The sequence below is a fragment of the Paucilactobacillus vaccinostercus DSM 20634 genome (assembly GCF_001436295.1).
In the GTDB taxonomy this organism is placed as follows: domain Bacteria; phylum Bacillota; class Bacilli; order Lactobacillales; family Lactobacillaceae; genus Paucilactobacillus; species Paucilactobacillus vaccinostercus.
In genome coordinates this window covers 14,266-32,404 of the sequence record NZ_AYYY01000020.1, presented here as the reverse complement: position 1 = coordinate 32,404, position 18,139 = coordinate 14,266, and the positions used below count along the sequence as shown (strand labels likewise).

Here is an 18,139-nt window from a genome sequence, read left to right as displayed (position 1 = left end):
GGATTGGAGCTGATTAAGGCGCAAATTTTGGTTGCGGCGGGCGAGCCACTCCCGTTTACCCAAGACGATGTTCAAATTCACGGCACGGCGCTGGAATGTCGGCTGAACGCTGAAGATCCGGCCAACCAATTTCAACCCGTTGCTGGACGGATTGAACGGCTGGACTTACCGGCTGGTACCCATGGGGTCCGCATTGATAGCGGGGTCGTGGCGGGGAATCTGATTTCGCCGTTTTACGACTCAATGATCGCTAAGGTGATTGTCCATATGGATGAGCGACATGCGGTCTTGCATAAGATGCGCCGTGTAATGAACGAACTAACGGTGACCGGTATTACCACGAATCGATCGTTTTTACTAGCGCTGTTAGCGGATGCCAATGTGATCGAGGACCAGTTTACAACGGTTTATGTTGAGCAGGAATTTCTAGGAAGAATGCAACGCCAAACAGAAAAAGCAATGAATTGATGGGCGTTGCGCGACTAAAGAGGTGAAAGACAGCATGATGAATAACCGATTTGAAGCACCGACACCGGAACAATTGGCGCAGCGGTTGGATAAAATTCCCGATGACGTGATGGTACGGTGTCCTGTTTGTCAAACGACATTTTTAGCCCACGATGCCATCGATAAGACGTGTCCAGAATGCGGGTACGGTCTTCGATTGGGCGCGCGCGAACGAATCATGATGGTGACCGATCAGTTTGAAGAAATTGATCGGGAGGTGACGATTCCAGCTCGGTTTAACGATCTTCAGTACCGGCAAAAGATTAGTCAGGCAAAGAAGAAGACCCAGCAAAATGAGAGTGTGGTCACCGGTTTCGCGACGATTGGCCGGCAAGCCTGCGGGCTAGCGGTCATGGACAGCCGGTTTATCATGGGCAGTTTAGGATCGGCTACGGGTGAAAAGTTAACGCGGTTGTTTGAACAGGCGCGACAACGTCAGCTACCGGTCGTGGTGTTTACCACTTCTGGCGGGGCGCGGATGCAAGAAGGCATTCACTCACTGATGCAGATGACGAAGGTATCGCAGGCGGTAAGTGAGCTGCAAGCGGCTGGACTGGCCTACCTGGTCGTCCTAACTGATCCGACCATGGGTGGTGTGACGGCTAGCTTTGCTATGCAAGGGGACATTATTTTAGCCGAACCACATACGATGGTCGGATTTGCCGGGCGCCGCGTAATTGAGCAAACGATTAAACAGACGCCACCGGCTGATTTTCAACGGGCCGAAACATTGTTGGAACACGGGTTTATCGATACCATTGTGCCACGGCCACAATTAAGGCAAACCTTGGCACGACTGTTGACTTGGCATGCAGGAGGGACACAATGACACGGACAGCATTTGAAGCGGTTCAAGCCGCCAGAAGTGAGCAGAAAATAACTACTCGGGCCCTGATTAATGGCGTGGTGGATCATTTTTTTGAGTGTCATGGTGACCGAAATGCGAGCGATGACGCGGCGGTGATCGGGGGCATTGGGGAACTCAACGGACAGCCGGTCACGGTGATTGGAATTCAAAAGGGCCAAACACTGGCGCAAAACCAGCAGTGCCACTTTGGGTGTCCGGAACCGGAAGGCTATCGGAAGGCGCAACGCCTGATGCAACAGGCGGATAAGTTTGGCCGGCCCGTAGTGACCTTGATTAATACGCCGGGGGCTTTTCCAGATGTCCATGCGGAACATCATGGTCAGGGAGAGGCAATTGCCCAGTGTCTACTAACTGGCGCCCAGATCAAAGTGCCTTACCTCAGCATTATCGTGGGTGAAGGCGGTAGTGGTGGTGCATTAGCACTAGCTGGTGGGGATGAAGTGTGGATGTTTGAAGATAGCATTTACTCGGTATTATCACCGGAAGGTTACGCTAGTATCCTGTGGAAGGATGCGCATCGGGTGGCAGAAGCGGCGGAACAAATGCGGTTGACTGCGCAGGACCTTTACGAAGACGGGATCATTGACCGGGTGGTTGACGAGGTTAACGACGTCGCAAAGCTACAGCAATTGCGGCAACAAATTGCCGAAAAAATAACAACATTGAGTGCGTTGCCGGCGGCCGAACGGTTGGCCCAGCGACACGCACGGTTTAGAAAATTTTAAGTGAGAGGACAAAGCAATGAGCGAATTATTGACCGGTAAGACAATTGTCATCATGGGGGTGGCAAACAAGCGAAGTATTGCCTGGGGCTGTGCGCAAACGGCATTGGCCCAGGGAGCCAAACTAGTGCTCACCTATCAAAATGAACGAATCAAGCAAAGTTTACAGCGGTTTGTCCCTGACGAGGCGGACCTGATCGAATGTGACGTTGCCGACGATGATAATATTGCCCAAACGTTTACGACGATTGGTGAACGTTACGGCAAAATTAATGGGTTAGTCCATGCGATTGCGTTTGCGGACAAGGAAACGCTGGAGCACGGACTGGTCTCAACAAGCCGGGCCGGTTACGATTTGGCCCAGGAAATTAGTGCCTATTCATTAATTGCGGTCGCTAAGGCGGCGCAACCCTTGATGACGGATGGTGGTTCGATCGTGACGTTGACCTATTTTGGGTCGGAACGGGCGGTCCCACATTACAACATGATGGGCGTTGCCAAGGCGGCGTTGGAATCCAGCATGCGTTACTTAGCCAGTGAGCTGGGTGAGCAGGGAATTCGGGTGAACGCCATCTCGGCCGGGGCAATCAAGACGCTCGCGGTCACGGGCATTAAGGATCACGGTAACCTGCTAAAGATCTCACGTGAGCGAACGGTGGACGGGAAAGACGTCACGGTCACAGAAATTGGTAACGTGGCCGCGTTCTTAATGAGTGACATGGCAACCGGCGTGACGGGTGATGTGATGTATGTGGATAAGGGTGTGCATTTGATTTAGGGATGCGAAGTTTCTCCTTATGCAACCAGTTACCAATTAAGACACAATAAAAGGGCCATTAGATCAACGATCTGATAGCCTTTTTTAGCACGCAATTAAGTCATATTTCCCATTATTCATGAACAAACAACGGCCAAATTCTTGCTAAAATATTAAGCAAATTAAGTTTCAGCAAAGGGCACTTGGCATTGATTGCATTCTCTCGTTTGACCCCGTAAGATAGCTACAAGATTTCAGAAAGGGGATGGATTGGAGATGCCATTATTAATGACAAAAGTGTTGTGGGCCACCTTATCATTGACGGGATTTATTGGCGCAATTGTGGGCTTTGCGCTACCAATCATTCCCGGATTGCCATTTTTACTCCTCATGCTGCATAGCCTAAAAAAGTGCTCCCCACGTCTGTACCAGCGCTTACTGCAAACGCGGCTCGCATTGTGGGTGCAAAAGCATGAGCCAAAAGTGATGAAAAAAGCAGTTTAGAGCATGGTTAAAGTTGCCAAGATCCTGAAATTAAAATTTAAGAGATCAAAAAGCGTTCCTGTGATTTTTAGGGAATGCTTTTTTTGACAACTTGGCCGTTGTCGGGTAATATAGTTAGGAAACTAAGTATTTACAGGAGCGTAATCAATGGGTGTAAAAGAAAAAGACGTCGGCCAGTACGTCAACAAGCTGCATAATAAGATTCGGCGAGAACTCGATATTTCGGCAACCCGAAATGGTATTAATGGTGCGCAGGCGCGCACGTTGATTTACATATTAGTTGAAACGCAAACACATGATATTTTTCAAAAGGATGTTGAAGAAAAGTATAGTATTCGGCCTTCGACCGCGTCGGCGCTGCTCAAAAAAATGGAGCAGGCCGGTTTAATTGTGCGACAGTCGATGCCTGAGGATAATCGACGCAAACGAATTATTCCGACCGCTAAGGCAGAACAAGCTCGTAGTGGGGTGCTGGCTGATATTATCCAACTCGAAAATAAGCTGACCGCGCACGTCGATGATGCCGATTTGGCCGTCTTTTTTAAGGTGATGGCACAGATGCTCGAGAATATGCACTAAAATTTTGCCGTAATACTTAGTTTACTAACTATTTTTAACTTGGAGGAACTTGAATGAAACATCAAACAATTGGCCAGCGCCTAGGATTTTACTTCCTGGGCCTTTTTATCATGACGATCGGGATTTCACTGTCGGTTAAGTCTAACTTGGGCGTATCGCCGATTAGCTCGATTCCGTATACCATGACGGTGGTGTGGGGAATTGAAATGGGCAAGGCAACCATTATCCTGCACGTCTTTCTTGTGTTGTTACAAATTATAATTTTACGCCGACGGTTTCAGTGGCGCCAACTATTTCAAGTCGCAGTTGGCGTTGTGTTTGGCTACTTTACCACGTTTTGTAACTGGCTCGTGACGTTCTTACCTAACGCCACCAATTTCGGGGTGCAACTGTTACTGTCGGTCTTATCGATTGTTTGCATTGCGATCGGCATCTTTTTCTATATGCCCACGAACTTGATTCCGCTCGCCGGTGAGGGCATTATGGGCGTGATTGCGGATGCGACGCAGATTGCCTTTCCCAAGGTTAAGATGGCGACCGATTCAACGATGGTGATTTTGTCGTTGATCACGTGTTTGCTACTCGTTCACGGGCTAGGCAGTGTCGGACTAGGAACAATTTTAGCCGCCGTGCTAGTGGGAATGACGCTCAATCTGATCATGCATTATTTTGGTCAGTGGCGGTATGGCGTGGATGCGACCAAATAAAGTGGATCAACACGTTTTTTACTAAAAAATCCTAAAAATTTTACTCATCAATTATCAGAAAAGTGTATAATAGAAACCAATTAAAGCGTTTTCAAAGGGGACAATGGATGATGGAAATTACAACAGACATTTTTGGACAGCATGAAGGACAAAATATCGATCGTTACACGATTAAGAATGCGGCCGGTAACTACATTCAGGTGCTAACACTGGGGGCCATTTGGCAGGGTTTTGTGGTCAATGGCAAACCATTAATCGTTCATTTTGATAGTGTTGATCGTTACGCTGGTCCTGCTAACTACTGCTTGTGCAAATCCGTGGGGCGGGTGGCCGGTCGCTTGACTAACGCTCAAGCAACAATCAACGGACAGGACTACCATTTTGATCAAAATGAAAATGGGAATACCTTGCATGGGGGCTTTAACGGGTTTACTGAACTAATCTGGAATGCCACCCAAGAAACGCGAGAACACGATGCGAGCGTAACGTTCTCTCGGCATATCGACAGTGCCGACGATAACTTTCCTGGCGACATTGACGTGACCATCACGTTCACGTTCAACGATGATAACGAAGTTGCGATTACCTTTGGCGCCAAGACAACGGCGGCAACCCTGTTTAACCCAACGAACCATGCTTACTTTAACCTAACGGATGGTCAGGCCGACTTGACGAGTCAAGAACTGAAGATTAACGCCGATCGCCGGCTGGAATTAAACGAAGAAAAGCTCCCGACAGGCAAGTTCTTGGCTGTTAAGGGAACTGGCTATGACTTTACTGACGCCACGGTAGTAACTAAGGCGTTAACCGACATTGAAGCCCAAACCGGTAAGATCGAGATTGACGATGCTTTCGAGGTGACGCCAAGTGATGATCAGCCGATTGCGGTTTTAAGTGATACCAATAGTAACCGCCACGTTGCAATCTATTCCGACCGTAACGGGTTAGTTGTCTACACGGCCAACCCACAGGATGATTCGAAGCCGTACAACGCCCTGGCGACGGAAGCCCAAATGTTGCCAGACGCCATCAACCATGATGGCTTTGGCGATATCGTCTTGGAACCAGGCCAACCCAAGGAATACACGATTCGTTACAAGTACTACGAAGCGTAGTAAGTCAACTTAATTTTTAGTCCGTAGGTGTCCTACTCGAGAGAGTGGGGCACTTTTACTTCTCATCAACTTGTTTCTTTATTGTTTGAGCCATGCGAATCGTGGAAAGACTCTTGGTTCACCACTAACAAATTTCACAATAGCTTACTAAAGGTGAGCAGATTATTTTAAATTGACCCCTCCGATTCGGTATGATAGGTGCAAAGAAGGGGTGAACTGATGAAAATTAATATCAAAGATACTGCAGTAACGTACCTCAAGAAGCACGTTGACTTCACTAAACCGGTGATTTTGGCGCTGGATGATGGCTCGAATAAGTACTCGAACCTCGGTGGCTCGTGCGCGATTGGCGATAAGTTTCAACTAGTCGTGAGTGACCGCCCTGATCCAGATTTTGAGCGGCCGTTGGTAAACGACGCTGGCCTCCAACTTTACACGAGTCAAGCGGAAGAATATTTCTTCACCACGGGCCTTAATCTAAAGCATCAGGCCGGAACTCTGCAATTAGGGGATGATTCTGGCCTGCTAGATAGCGCGGTGACGATTCAAGTTGCCAAATCAGAGGAAGAGGCAGCTCGTGAACGCGACGAGCAAAAAGTGACCATGAAGAATCAAATTTGCTAGTCAATTTTTAGTGGGCATTCGACGAACTGGTTGCCAAACAGGAACGAATATACTATTATTACTTTGTTAAGAAACACGATTGCATTTCAAGTAGACGCTCAGAGAGCCGCTGGGTGGTGTGAAGCGGACGTCGAAACTCCGATGCAGCTAAATGTGGGCGGGTAATGCCGCACGGTGATTGGCCGTTATCAATGTAACGAGGGTGTCGTAAGACAAACTTGGGTGGTACCGCGGAACTAGAGCCATTTCGTCCCAAAAATTTGAGGATGGAGTGGCTCTATTTTTATGGAGGTAAGGAATATGTTAGATATTAAAAAGATGCGCACCGATCCCGATCATTATAAAGAACGCCTGGCAACGCGTGGGGTTGCTGCGGCCGATTTGGACACTATTTTTGCACTGGATGCCAAGCGTCGGGAACTGATTCAACAAACTGAAACGTTGAAGGCCCAACGAAACGAAGTATCAAAACAAATTGCGCAGGCTAAGCGGAACAAGGAATCAGCCGATGATGCAATTGCGGCCATGAAAAAGGTCGGCGAGGATATCAAGGCCCTTGATGATCAGTTAAACGCCAATGATATCGACTTTCAAAACAAGATGGCTCACTTACCAAACATGCCCCATGATGGCATTCCGGTTGGGAAAGATGAAGATGCTAACGTCGAACAACGTAAGGTTGGAAAGGTTCCTAGTTTTGATTTTGAACCCAAGGCCCACTGGGAAATTGGTGAAGGACTTGGTATTTTAGATTTTGAACGGGCCGCCAAAGTTTCGGGTGCCCGGTTTGTTTACTATGTTGGCCTGGGCGCACAGTTGGAACGGGCCGTTTACAACTTCATGCTTGATGAACACATGAAGGAAGGCTATACCGAGGTGTTACCACCCTATCTTGTGAATGGTAAGGCCATGTATGGAACGGGCCAATTCCCGAAGTTCAAGCAGGATGTGTATCAAATCGAAGCTGACGAACATCAGTTGACGATGATTCCGACGGCGGAAGTCCCGTTAACTAACTATTTCGCTGACGAAGTGATTCCTGCCGAAAAATTACCAGTATACGTGACGGCATTGACGCCATCATTCCGTTCTGAAGCAGGTTCGGCTGGGCGAGATACTCGGGGCTTGATCCGGATGCACCAATTTAATAAGGTGGAAATGGTGAAGTATTCGAAGCCAGAAAATTCATACGATGAATTGGAAAAAATGACAGCTAACGCCGAAAATATCTTACAAAAATTAGGCTTGGCGTACCATGTGATTACCCTTTCAACGGGTGACATGGGCTTTTCAGCGGCTGAAACCCATGATATTGAGGTCTGGATGCCAGAACAAAATATCTATCGTGAAATTTCGAGCTGCTCTAACACGGAAGACTTCCAAGCACGGCGGGCGCACATTCAGTATCGTGACGAAAATGGCAAGTTACAATATGTGCACACGCTAAACGGCTCTGGATTAGCGGTTGGCCGCACGGTAGCAGCAATTTTGGAAAACTACCAAAATGAAGACGGTTCGGTAACGGTGCCGGAGGCATTGGTCCCTTACTTCCACGGTATTACAAAGATTACAAAGGATAATGCGGTACCGTTTAATAGAAAATAGGATGCGAAACAAGGCCGCTTAGACCTTGAGCATTAGTGGAATAAGGCATGTTAATCCCGGCTTTTGGGATTGGCGTGTCTTATTTTGCTAAGCGCAGAGGGCTGGCCTTGTGTAGCTCAACTAAACTAGCCGGAGAATGGTTAGCTAGACCGGGTTAAGCGCAGAAGTCTGTTCTGCGGAACCCAACTAGACAAGTTAAAAAAGTACGAATAAGCTATGTTAATCTCGGTCCTTGGGATTGACATGGCTTATTTTAATAGAACCAACAAAACAAGCGTCATTTCAATCAGTGTAAATCTTTCAAGTAAAATAGGGATTCTAAACAATAGCTTAAGTTCCTTAGCAAAAAGATTACGAACACAACAAATCTTTAAGACGAAGTTCTTGAAATCTTCAAATTTACCAGCGATAATCAGGGTTAGATAATAAATATTGATTCTAGAATCAAAAATAGACAAAAGGGAGATGGCAGATGTTGATGCAATTAACAATCGCTATTGTCTCATACCTGGTACTATCGTTTCTGTTTGCTGTTTTTGTGGGCAAGTTTATTGCGGTAGGCGAAGAAAATTAACTCGCATGAGAATGATGGCTTAGACAATGGTGGATTAGCGTTGGTTATATCAGTGCTGAATGACCATGATAATAGAAAAAAGCAAAAATGACGTGTTATCAGGAAGATTGACTTCCTTGATAACACGTCATTTTAATTGTTAAGTCAATGATATTGAACAATTATACGTTCTAATTGTCGTAGGTTTTCTCCCAATCAGGCGATTTGCCCGTTTTACCAACGGTACTGATTAGGAAGTCACCATCTTTTTGAACAATTTTGGCGCCTTTATAGGTGAATTGTTGGATCTTTTTGGTGTCGTCTTTGTAGAAGGTATACTTGACTTTGTAAGAGACGGTCGCACCACCATTGCTGCTTGGCACAACACTGGTGATATCTGACACTTCAACATCCCAACTTTCGTCTTCGCTAAAACTATCGAAAAATTCTAGCAGTTCGTTGTAGCTGCTGTTGTCTTCTTCACCAACAAAATCGTCGGCCGAACTGGAACCTTCACTACCACTTTCGGTTTCATCATAGGTGGACTGTAAGAGGCTTTGTGCCTGATCTTCCGTCACCATACCGCTGAATGTAGGCGTGATTGTGCTGCTTCCGTCATCACTAACCTGATCTTCGACGTCAATCGTATCAGATTTAACCGTTTTTCCGTCCACTTTCATGGTTGCGTATAATTCCATGTTGCCATTTTCAGAATAGTTGTTAACTTTGAGTTCACCACTCTTATTGATCTTACCAATTTTTTTATCGTTCAAGTAAACGACAGCACCGGGGTTACCGGTAACGGTGAAACTTAATGATTTTAGAGATAAGTCAACGTCACTGGAATCAGAGCCAACATCAATGGTGGTTTTGTTAGTTAAGTGACGGCCAGATACGTTACCAGAAGCTTTAAAGGTATAGGTTCCTGGGAAGAGGGGACCAACCCGCTTAGATAGAGTATCACTTGATGATGTTGCTACTTTTTGGTTGTCCTGATACAACTTAACATTGCTTTCATTTGTTGTTAAATTAACGTAGCTCGCCGTGACGGATATTTTATACCGCGGAAAGACTAGCCAAGCATGACCGTCTTGAACAAGAGAGTAGGTTGAATCGTATGATCCGCTACCTTCGAGAGCTGACTTTAATTCGGCCGCCTTGTCCTTATTTGCACTAAAATATTTTTGCATTGGGGCCACTGTGGTTGAGTCTACTTTTTCTTTTAGTGTGGGGTCATCTGAAGTGACATACTTAGCAGCGTTGGCATTTTTATCAGTTAGAGCAGTAATCATGCGGTTAACCTGTTTGTTGGGTTGGTAGTAGTTACGGCCGAAAAGATAGCCACCCAGTAGGACGATAACGATAGCACCGATTGTGTAAAGCAATTTTTTATTGAGTGGTTTTTGTGGTGCGTGGGGAGCGGTTGCACTCGGCTGAGTAGCTGTATTAGCGGCTTGACTCAACCGACTTGGGGCTTGTTGGGGCGTTGCTTGTGGTGCGACCGAAAGTCGGTTCCCACAGTTGGGGCAAAATTCGTCGTTGGGACTGACAGCATGACCACATTTGGGGCAAAACTTATTTTCTGACATTTTACATAGCTCCTTTAGCTAAAAAGATCGAGGAATGAGGAAGAGAAGTCTCTGACGATGCTCATAACTTGTGATCCCACAAGTGAAAATGCAATTGCATAAATAATACTATTGGCAATGCTAGCAAAGATTGCGCCGTAGATACGGTCTAAGCCAGTCTTAGCGGTGTCGGCGACGACGGCTGTGATGGTGGCGATAGACCATACTAGTGGAATTAAACTTAAAATAATAAATAGCAAAACAAATGATCCTGAACCACTAGCGCTGATGAAGGCAACCAAGTCAAAGCAGATATTTAAAATAAGAATCAGATTACTGTAATGGGCGATCACGCTTAAAAAGTCTAAGAAGTCAAAGTTTTGACCAACACTACCCGTGGCTCGCGAAATCAGGTAGGTAACCCCCGACATCGCAATGGCACAGATAAATACGGTCAAGATAACTGCTACATAGAATCCGAGGCTCACGGAGTAGTTGGATGATTTGGTTGATGAAAACAGGGCGGCCGTACTGTTGGCGACACCGTTAACCGCGTTGAAAGCAGCTTGAACGTAGTGACCAATTCCAATTCCAAATAAGATGGCTTCAATTGCAAAAGTAATCAATCCGGCAAACTTACTAGTTGTATGGAAGCTAAATGGCGTTTTCCAAGAACCTACTAACCACTGCCAATAATTTTGGGAAGCTTGCTGTAAATTAGCAGTATCAATGGTAATTGTTGTTCGGTGGGGTGCGGCGTTAGTTGCTGTTGGTTGTGACGCATCATTGGCTGTCTCATTGGTTGCTGACTGTGCGGTTTCGTTGGGCATCTCGCTGGTCGGTTGCGCTCCCTGTTGGTCGGCGGCCACCGAATCTGCTGTACTGGTTGTGGCAGCGGTTGGATCGATTGGGGCAATGTCACGCAGGTCGTAACCACAACTGGTACAAAATTTAGCATCAGGCGCGACTGATGCTTGGCAGTTTGGACAAATTTTAATCATATTTTCCCTCCTAAAATGGATGTATAGACATGTTACTAATTATTTTATAACAGCGAAGTAATCAGTTGTAGTGCTTCGGATTAATCTGTTAGTTATTTGTTACGGCAATTGATTTTTGGCAAGTAAGTGTAGTTTGTTTTTCATTGTCAGAATTCGATAAACCGATTGGTTGATCTGGTGCTCTGAGATTTGCCCACTTTGGACGGCTTGTGCAATTGCAGGAATGCCAGTTTTGTAATGGTCACTCATAATCATATCGTTGCCGGCTTCGACAGCGAGAAGGTCTGGTGAAACGTGATGTTGCTGGGCGTATTTGGTAATCGCGCCCATCGCCAGATCGTCGGTGACGATGACGCCGTTAAACTTAAGTTGTTTACGCAGCAATTGATGGACCTTGGGTGAAAGGGATGCGGGAAGATCAGGATCGACAGCGGTCATGACGATGTGTGAAACGAGGATTGAATCGGCCCCGCTTTGAATCCCTGCTTTGAATGTTAGGAAGTCATTGGCTTCAAAATCAGCCAGGGAACGAGTCGTACTAGCGAAGCCAGTATGCGTGTCGGCAGCACTGCCGTATCCAGGAAAATGCTTCAATGAGGTGGCAACCTGCTGGTGCTGAATTGCAGGGACTACTTTTTTAATATAGGAGGCAGTTTTTGAAAAAGTCGTTCCTAAAGTACGCGCATAAATGAAACTATTTGAATCATCGGTGACATCTGCAACTGGTGCGAAATTCCAGTTAATGCCCAGTCCGTGGAGAATTTTGGCCGTTTGTTTTGCTTCTTTAATAGTGGCTTGGAGGCCGTCCTTTTGATAAGTGGTTTGTGGTGACGGGAAGGACCGCTGATGTGTTAGCTTAGGATTGGAACTTAAGCGTGAAACGTCACCGCCTTCCTGATCTGTACTGACAAGCAGCGGTATCTGAACCGCTTTTTGGTAGCCCGTGATACGTTGTTTGAACTGCGATTTTGTTTGATTTTCAAAATCAGGGCCAAATAAGATAATTGCGCCAAGTTGATATTTGGTCAGCGTTGCAACCGTATCTTTAGGGGTGGTTTGAACCCGTGAGACATACATTTGCCCAATTTTTTGCTGAAGGGTCATATGTGTAATTGCAGTTTTGAGTTGATGATTAGATAGTGGTGCTTTTTTTGATGCTTTGATGTTTCCTGACACTAGAAAAATAGCCAGAAAGGCGAGTAATCCCCCAATAATTTTCTTCAATTTTACTAACTCCCTTAGTTTAATAGCGCTATAAGAAAAGCCTATCATATTTTGATGGTAGATAGGGGGCTTGAAGTGAATCGACCGACTGGGTTCAGTTGGAAATTAAACGCAAAGAATTATTAAACGCTTACATTAATTCGACCAATTTCAAATCGTTTGGTTGTCACTATCATAGAGATGTTCGTTATAATCCGGGTATGAGCAGAGGTAATAGTTTGAAACTTAGTCAATGTTTGTCCGCACTTTTTTAAGTTCCACAAGGGAGTGAACGACAATGATCCAAAAAGATACCCCAATTACAGTGACGATGACCGCCGAAAATTGGCGGGTACTTTACGCCCATTTAACGATGATGGAGATTTCGGTTCCCGGGTTGCAGACGGTCGATGCGGTGAACGAGGTTATTGGGCAGTTAGAAGCCATGAAGATTATGGACGGCGCGCCAAACGCCGCGGAGTTGCTCAAGTTTGCTCGTCATGAAACGCCTGAGCAGGTTAATGCGGTTCAACCGCACTAACGATTAAAGATTAAGGTTACTGTGCTTCGGGGACGGGTTAGTCCTTGAAGCTATTTTTTTGTTAAGGTTAGCTAAAAAAATAGGGCCACCCGCCGTTAATGGTTGCAATCAACCGATGTTTCACGAATAATGAAAGGCGGTTTATCAGGAAAACACTGGGAGGCACAACAAATGGCGACGATTTTATTGGTTGAAGATGAAGCGGGACTACTATCGTATTTGCAGGTCGAATTGAAATTCGAAGACTATGACATTTTGACGGCGACAGATGGGGTTGAGGCCCTTGAAACGTACCATGCCAACCAAGGGAATATTGATCTGGTCTTGTTAGACTGGATGTTGCCCAAAGTTGATGGCCTGCGGGTGTTAAAGAAAATTCGCCAAACTGACGATGTCCCCGTCATTATGATGACGGCCAAGGACTACGTTGGGGATAAGGTGGCCGGCTTAGATAATGGGGCGGATGATTATATTACAAAACCGTTTGAAATCGAAGAGCTGCTAGCCCGAATTCGGGTCGCCATTCGACGGCAGACGAGCCAGCCAGTGGAAAAGGAACGGGTTTACCGCATTGGGCATTTGGTGCTTGATACCAAGGCACGTTCGGTTAAACGAGATGGGGATCTAATCGCCCTCACGCAACGCGAATATAATTTACTATTAGTTTTAATGCAGCATGCTAACCAAGTTTTGACGCGCGATGAGCTGCTGAATTTAATTTGGGGTGTCAATTTTGAAGGGGATCCGAATATTGTGGACGTCTATATTCGGTACGTTCGAAAAAAGATCGACACCAGCAAATGTTCGGCGATCCGGACCGTGCGGGGAATTGGATATTCGCTGAGGGACGATCATGGCGAATAAAAAAAGTCGGGTTAAAACCAGCGCCAGCCAGATTACGCGGGCGTATGCCATTGTGCTGGTCCTAGTCACATTACTGATGAGCGTGTCGATTATTACGGTAGTCGGCTCGTTTTTGGTGGTCAGCACGAAAAATAATGGGACCGAACTGATGCAATCCCTCAAAAAATCAATTATTAACGACAAGATCGACTGGGATTACTGGCGTGAAACGAGTGCGTTCAACACGCACAATACCTTCGTTCAAATCACGGTTTCGTCCGAAGGAAAAGTGAGGGATCGATTCTATTCTAAAAATACGAAGGACTTTCTGGCCGATAACTACCGCAGTTGGCCGATTGTAAAAGATATTCAGTATCGTAATGGACAGGGGCTGTACTACCACATCGTCGATCATGACCATTTTAGCGAAAAAAAGCATGAGCATCGGATTCAGAAGTACGAAATATGGCTGAGTTTAAATCGCGTTGTCCGGCTATTTTTGACCATTATTGGTATCATTGTGGCGGTCTGTATCGTGATCTTTTTGATTGGATTGCGATCAATTTCCAAGCTGGCCCAAAAACTCAACACACCGCTTCAGGAGCTGACGGACGCGACGAGTCAACTTGTCAATTCCGGTGAACTGACGCACCACGAAAAGTTGCCGGTCGCGGATAATCCAAAGGAAGTCCACGATCTGACGCGGGAGTTTAATCACCTGTTGAAAATTATCAACGACACGGCACTGAAAGATCGGCAATTTGTGTCGGACGCGTCCCATGAACTCCGGACGCCGTTAGCGGTGATTCGCGGCCACGTTAACCTCATTCGGCGGCGGGGAACGGACTATCCGGAATTAATTCCCGAATCGCTCCGGTTCATCGACGAGGAGTCCCTGCGGATGCAGCACTTGTTGGAGAGCTTGTTGCAGCTGTCGCGAATGGACAATGCTGAGTTGGGTACCCAGACGTTTGACCTCGGAGCAGTGGCCCGCGATGTTTGTGCGGCCTATCAGTCGGGCATATCGCAATCATTAGTATTGGCCGCGACAGAGCCGGTCATGTTAACGGCCAACCAAGATAGTATTCAACAGATTATGGTCTCGTTGCTGAGCAATGCCCATAAGTATTCCCCACGTCAGTCGACCATTACGGTCAAGGTTACTCAAACCGCGCAGCAGGTCGCATTTGAGGTGGCCGATCAGGGCAACGGAGTGAAAGATGAGGAAAAACAACTCATCTTTAATAGATTCTTTAGATCTGATAAATCGCGTTCTCAAAAGATTGAAGGGACCGGATTGGGCTTGGCGATCGTGACGCGATTGACGGAGCTTAACCATGGTCAGATCAAGGTTTTGGATAATTATCCGCAGGGAAGTCGGTTCATCGTGACGTTTGAGCGGCAGCCCCATTCTGAAAATCTTTAATTTAATTCTTAGCAAACTTATATGGCACCCCATCGGGGCGGTAATTATAGTGAATAGCTGTAATTATCACCGCGGTGGGGTGCTTTTTGAGTCCCGTCGTGGGTATTGAAATGAATAACGAGGTGAGGAAGATGCACAAATTGCGGTCACTTATGACGACCCATCCAATCGTGCCATTTGTCCTAAAAACGGGATTTTATTTTGTAGTTTTAATTGCGCTGATCTACCTCTACGGATATAGCGGCGTGAATAATAGTGGATTTATCTATAACGAATTTTAGTAAATGGGGGATCAACATGAATTTAGTCCAAGAAATTGATACCATTGCGCAACAAAATGCCGCTCGGATCGTCTATGACAATCTGGGGACGACGAATACTTACCGGGATCTCAAACAACGTTCAGACGCACTGGCCGCGCAGATCGATCGGCTGGCACTCGCTGATCATGCACCGATCATTGTGTACGGAGATCAGACGTTTAACACGATCGTAGCTATGCTGGCCTGTGCCAAATCGGGACACGCCTACATTCCGGTGGATCGGCATTCACCAGCCGAGCGGTTAACCATGATTGAAGAAATTTCGCATGCTCCATTGGTGATTGCGATTAACGCCCTACCCATCGCACTACCGGGCGTACAGGTGATTGCCCCAGCCGCCCTCAATCTAATTTGCCAACAAGTCGTGCCCTACTCGTTGACGCATCCGGTTAACGGGGATCAGATTTTCTACATTATTTTTACGTCGGGGACGACCGGCAAGCCGAAGGGGGTTCAAATCAGTCACGACAACCTGCGCAGCTTCGTTGACTGGATGGTGCAAGATTTCGGGCTACCACAACACGTGGTTGGGCTATCGCAAACGGCCTATTCCTTTGATCTTTCGGTGATGGATCTTTATCCTACCTTGTTGCTCGGGGGCGAGCTTCAGGCGCTAGACCGGGAAACCACCGGCGACTTCAAGCGCCTGTTCAGCGCGTTAGGCAACTTAAAAATTAATTTTTGGGTCTCAACGCCTTCGTTTGCGGATATTTGCTTGCTCGCCAAAACCTTTGATCAGGCGCACTATCCACAACTGACTCATTTCTGTTTTTGCGGGGAGGAACTCACGGCTAGCACGGCACGACGGTTGAAGCAACGGTTTCCGCAGGCTCGAATCTTCAACACGTACGGTCCAACCGAAACGACGGTGGCCGTGACAGCCATCGAGATCACTGATGATATTTTGAACCGTTACGACCGGTTACCGATTGGGTATGCGAAAGCCGATACCCGAGTGTGGGTAGCAAGCACCGGTGCTGATCAGTCTGGTGAGATCATGATCAGTGGCCCCACGGTTTCGCAGGGGTACCTGAACGCACCGGATAAGACTGCGCAGGCGTTTGATCCCAGCGATCAGTACCCAGCCTACCATACTGGGGATGTCGGGGTTCAAACTGCGGACGGCCTTCTATTCTTTGGTGGGCGCATGGATTTTCAAATTAAGATGCATGGTTATCGAATCGAATTAGAAGAAATGAACCATTACCTCAACAAGCAACCCCAAGTTCATCAGGGTGTGATTGTGCCGAAGTATAATCACGAGCATAAGGTGGCAGCGCTGATTGCCTATGTCGTGACGAAGACCAAACAGGATCTGGCGCAGACCAATGCGACGCTGACCGAAACCATTAAGCGGGCCTTACAAACGGAACTGATGCCGTACATGATGCCACAGCAGTTTGTGTACCGTGATCAGCTACCGTTGAATATGAATGGCAAGGTCGACATCAAGGCCCTGATCAAGGAGGTCAACCCGAATGGTTAATTTACAACCATACGCGTCGCCGAGCTACTTTATCATCATTGGGCTCTGTTTATTACCAATTATCGTGGGACTGTATCACGGTAAACGCTTCGTGGCCTACGAAACGCTCTTTTCACTGGTGTTCATCGTGCTGACGTTTGGTGGTGATCACTGGCATCAGGGCGTAGCGCTAATCGGGTACGTCCTCTACCAACTGTTGATTGTCGGGGGCTATGCCCGTTACCGTCGTCGCAATAATCAGACAAGTGTCTTTGTGGCTGCGGTCGTGGTCGCAATTGTGCCCTTGGTCGTTGTGAAGGTGACGCCGGCGATTCAGGTAGGGAGCCAATCCTTACTCGGATTTCTCGGTATTAGTTACCTGACGTTCAAAGCCGTCCAGATGGTGATGGAGCTTCGTGACGGCACGATTAAGGCCTTTCAGCCGCTTCCGTTTCTGCGCTTTTTGCTCTTCTTCCCAACGATTTCGTCTGGCCCGATTGATCGGTACCGCCGCTTCGAAAAGGACTATCGCACGGCACCGGAGCGCGCAAAATACCTTCAATTACTAAATAAGGCGGTCTTTTACCTCTTTTTAGGATTTTTATATAAGTTCGTGCTCGGGTACATCTTTGGCAAGTTGCTATTACCGGAGGTCGCGCATGCGGCCCTGTTACAACGGGCAGCCTTCTTCCATACCGGCTTATCGCTGCCGTTGCTGGGGTATATGTACACCTATAGCATGTACCTGTTCTTCGACTTTGCGGGCTACAGTTTGTTTGCCGTCGCGATTAGTTACCTGATGGGAATCGAAACACCGATGAACTTTAACCGCCCATTTGCGGCACACAACATTAAAGATTTTTGGAATCGTTGGCATATGACGCTATCGTTTTGGTTCCGCGACTTCATTTTCATGCGGTTCACGTTTTTCTTAATGAAGCATAAATTAGTCAAGAATCGGGTACGGATTTCGCAATGCGCTTACCTAGTGAACTTCTTGATCATGGGGTTCTGGCATGGGGTAACGTGGTTTTACATCGTGTACGGTCTGTTTCATGCCAGTGCCATTATCATCAACGATTACTGGCTACGCTTTAAGAAACGTCACCAGGGCTTACCACATAATCGCTGGACGGAGGGCCTAGCCATTTTTACCACGTTTAATATCGTCTGCTTTAGTTTCTTGATTTTCTCAGGATTTTTGAACGTCCTGTGGTTTAAGTAGTGT

Annotated in this window: 18 protein-coding genes and 1 pseudogene; 16 read left to right on the top strand and 3 right to left on the bottom strand. The window is 46.9% G+C overall.

Going from position 1 to position 18,139, the window contains the following annotated elements:
* The 10 genes and pseudogenes from FC26_RS13030 to serS all read left to right on the top strand — a co-directional run.
* A pseudogene (locus FC26_RS13030) lies at window positions 1–468 on the top strand (acetyl-CoA carboxylase biotin carboxylase subunit); the annotation flags it as partial.
* A gap of 34 nt (window positions 469–502) precedes the next feature.
* Entirely contained in the window at window positions 503–1,336 is an 834-nt protein-coding gene (locus FC26_RS04605) for an acetyl-CoA carboxylase carboxyltransferase subunit beta (protein WP_057778224.1), read from the top strand.
* A complete protein-coding gene (accA, locus tag FC26_RS04600) occupies window positions 1,333–2,100 on the top strand; it encodes an acetyl-CoA carboxylase carboxyltransferase subunit alpha (protein ID WP_057778223.1) in 768 nt (255 codons plus the stop codon). The genes FC26_RS04605 and accA overlap by 4 nt, the downstream gene beginning before the upstream one ends.
* A 16-nt stretch (window positions 2,101–2,116) precedes the next feature.
* Entirely contained in the window at window positions 2,117–2,875 is a 759-nt protein-coding gene (gene fabI / locus FC26_RS04595; RefSeq protein WP_057778221.1) for an enoyl-ACP reductase FabI, read from the top strand.
* 267 nt (window positions 2,876–3,142) lie between these two features.
* Complete coding sequence (locus tag FC26_RS04590) at window positions 3,143–3,358, top strand: DUF454 family protein (protein WP_162259967.1); 216 nt, start codon at window positions 3,143–3,145, stop codon at window positions 3,356–3,358.
* A gap of 147 nt (window positions 3,359–3,505) precedes the next feature.
* On the top strand, window positions 3,506–3,937 hold the full coding sequence (locus FC26_RS04585) for a MarR family winged helix-turn-helix transcriptional regulator (RefSeq protein WP_057778217.1): 432 nt from the start codon (window positions 3,506–3,508) through the stop codon (window positions 3,935–3,937).
* A 53-nt stretch (window positions 3,938–3,990) separates the two neighbouring features.
* Window positions 3,991–4,644, top strand: a complete 654-nt coding sequence (locus tag FC26_RS04580; RefSeq protein WP_057778215.1) for a YczE/YyaS/YitT family protein — start codon at window positions 3,991–3,993, stop codon at window positions 4,642–4,644.
* 107 nt (window positions 4,645–4,751) lie between these two features.
* Window positions 4,752–5,759: an aldose epimerase family protein gene (locus FC26_RS04575; RefSeq protein WP_235809469.1), complete on the top strand. Its 1,008-nt coding sequence runs from the start codon at window positions 4,752–4,754 to the stop codon at window positions 5,757–5,759.
* Between the two features lie 219 nt (window positions 5,760–5,978).
* Window positions 5,979–6,383, top strand: a complete 405-nt coding sequence (locus tag FC26_RS04570; protein ID WP_057778212.1) for an iron-sulfur cluster biosynthesis family protein — start codon at window positions 5,979–5,981, stop codon at window positions 6,381–6,383.
* A gap of 300 nt (window positions 6,384–6,683) precedes the next feature.
* Complete coding sequence (gene serS, locus FC26_RS04565; protein WP_057778210.1) at window positions 6,684–7,988, top strand: serine--tRNA ligase; 1,305 nt, start codon at window positions 6,684–6,686, stop codon at window positions 7,986–7,988.
* Window positions 7,989–8,732: 744 nt separating this feature from the next.
* Here serS and FC26_RS04560 read toward each other — a convergent pair.
* The 3 genes from FC26_RS04560 to FC26_RS04550 form a co-directional block, all read right to left on the bottom strand.
* A complete protein-coding gene (locus tag FC26_RS04560) occupies window positions 8,733–10,130 on the bottom strand; it encodes a zinc ribbon domain-containing protein (RefSeq protein ID WP_057778208.1) in 1,398 nt (465 codons plus the stop codon).
* A gap of 14 nt (window positions 10,131–10,144) precedes the next feature.
* Complete coding sequence (locus FC26_RS04555) at window positions 10,145–11,110, bottom strand: DUF6574 domain-containing protein (RefSeq protein ID WP_057778206.1); 966 nt, start codon at window positions 11,108–11,110, stop codon at window positions 10,145–10,147.
* A gap of 99 nt (window positions 11,111–11,209) precedes the next feature.
* Window positions 11,210–12,334 carry a glycoside hydrolase family 3 N-terminal domain-containing protein gene (locus tag FC26_RS04550; RefSeq protein ID WP_057778204.1) on the bottom strand — a complete coding sequence of 375 codons (1,125 nt, stop codon included), beginning with the start codon at window positions 12,332–12,334 and terminating at the stop codon, window positions 11,210–11,212.
* A gap of 277 nt (window positions 12,335–12,611) precedes the next feature.
* On the opposite strand from FC26_RS04550, the gene FC26_RS04545 reads away from it, so the two are divergent.
* The 6 genes from FC26_RS04545 to dltB all read left to right on the top strand — a co-directional run bounded on the left by FC26_RS04545 (window position 12,612) and on the right by dltB (window position 18,136).
* Window positions 12,612–12,854, top strand: a complete 243-nt coding sequence (locus tag FC26_RS04545) for a hypothetical protein (RefSeq protein ID WP_057778202.1) — start codon at window positions 12,612–12,614, stop codon at window positions 12,852–12,854.
* Window positions 12,855–13,025: 171 nt separating this feature from the next.
* Window positions 13,026–13,718, top strand: coding sequence for a response regulator transcription factor (locus tag FC26_RS04540; RefSeq protein WP_057778201.1), 693 nt, complete (start codon window positions 13,026–13,028; stop codon window positions 13,716–13,718).
* Complete coding sequence (locus FC26_RS04535) at window positions 13,708–15,123, top strand: sensor histidine kinase (protein WP_057778199.1); 1,416 nt, start codon at window positions 13,708–13,710, stop codon at window positions 15,121–15,123. Before FC26_RS04540 ends, FC26_RS04535 begins: the two co-directional genes overlap by 11 nt.
* A 152-nt stretch (window positions 15,124–15,275) precedes the next feature.
* On the top strand, window positions 15,276–15,404 hold the full coding sequence (locus FC26_RS04530; protein WP_157061050.1) for a teichoic acid D-Ala incorporation-associated protein DltX: 129 nt from the start codon (window positions 15,276–15,278) through the stop codon (window positions 15,402–15,404).
* A 16-nt stretch (window positions 15,405–15,420) separates the two neighbouring features.
* The gene (gene dltA / locus FC26_RS04525) at window positions 15,421–16,932 is read left to right on the top strand and encodes a D-alanine--poly(phosphoribitol) ligase subunit DltA (RefSeq protein WP_057778195.1); all 1,512 of its coding nucleotides are present in this window, start codon (window positions 15,421–15,423) and stop codon (window positions 16,930–16,932) included.
* The gene (gene dltB / locus FC26_RS04520) at window positions 16,925–18,136 is read left to right on the top strand and encodes a D-alanyl-lipoteichoic acid biosynthesis protein DltB (protein ID WP_057778193.1); all 1,212 of its coding nucleotides are present in this window, start codon (window positions 16,925–16,927) and stop codon (window positions 18,134–18,136) included. Before dltA ends, dltB begins: the two co-directional genes overlap by 8 nt.
* Window positions 18,137–18,139 lie beyond the last annotated feature (3 nt).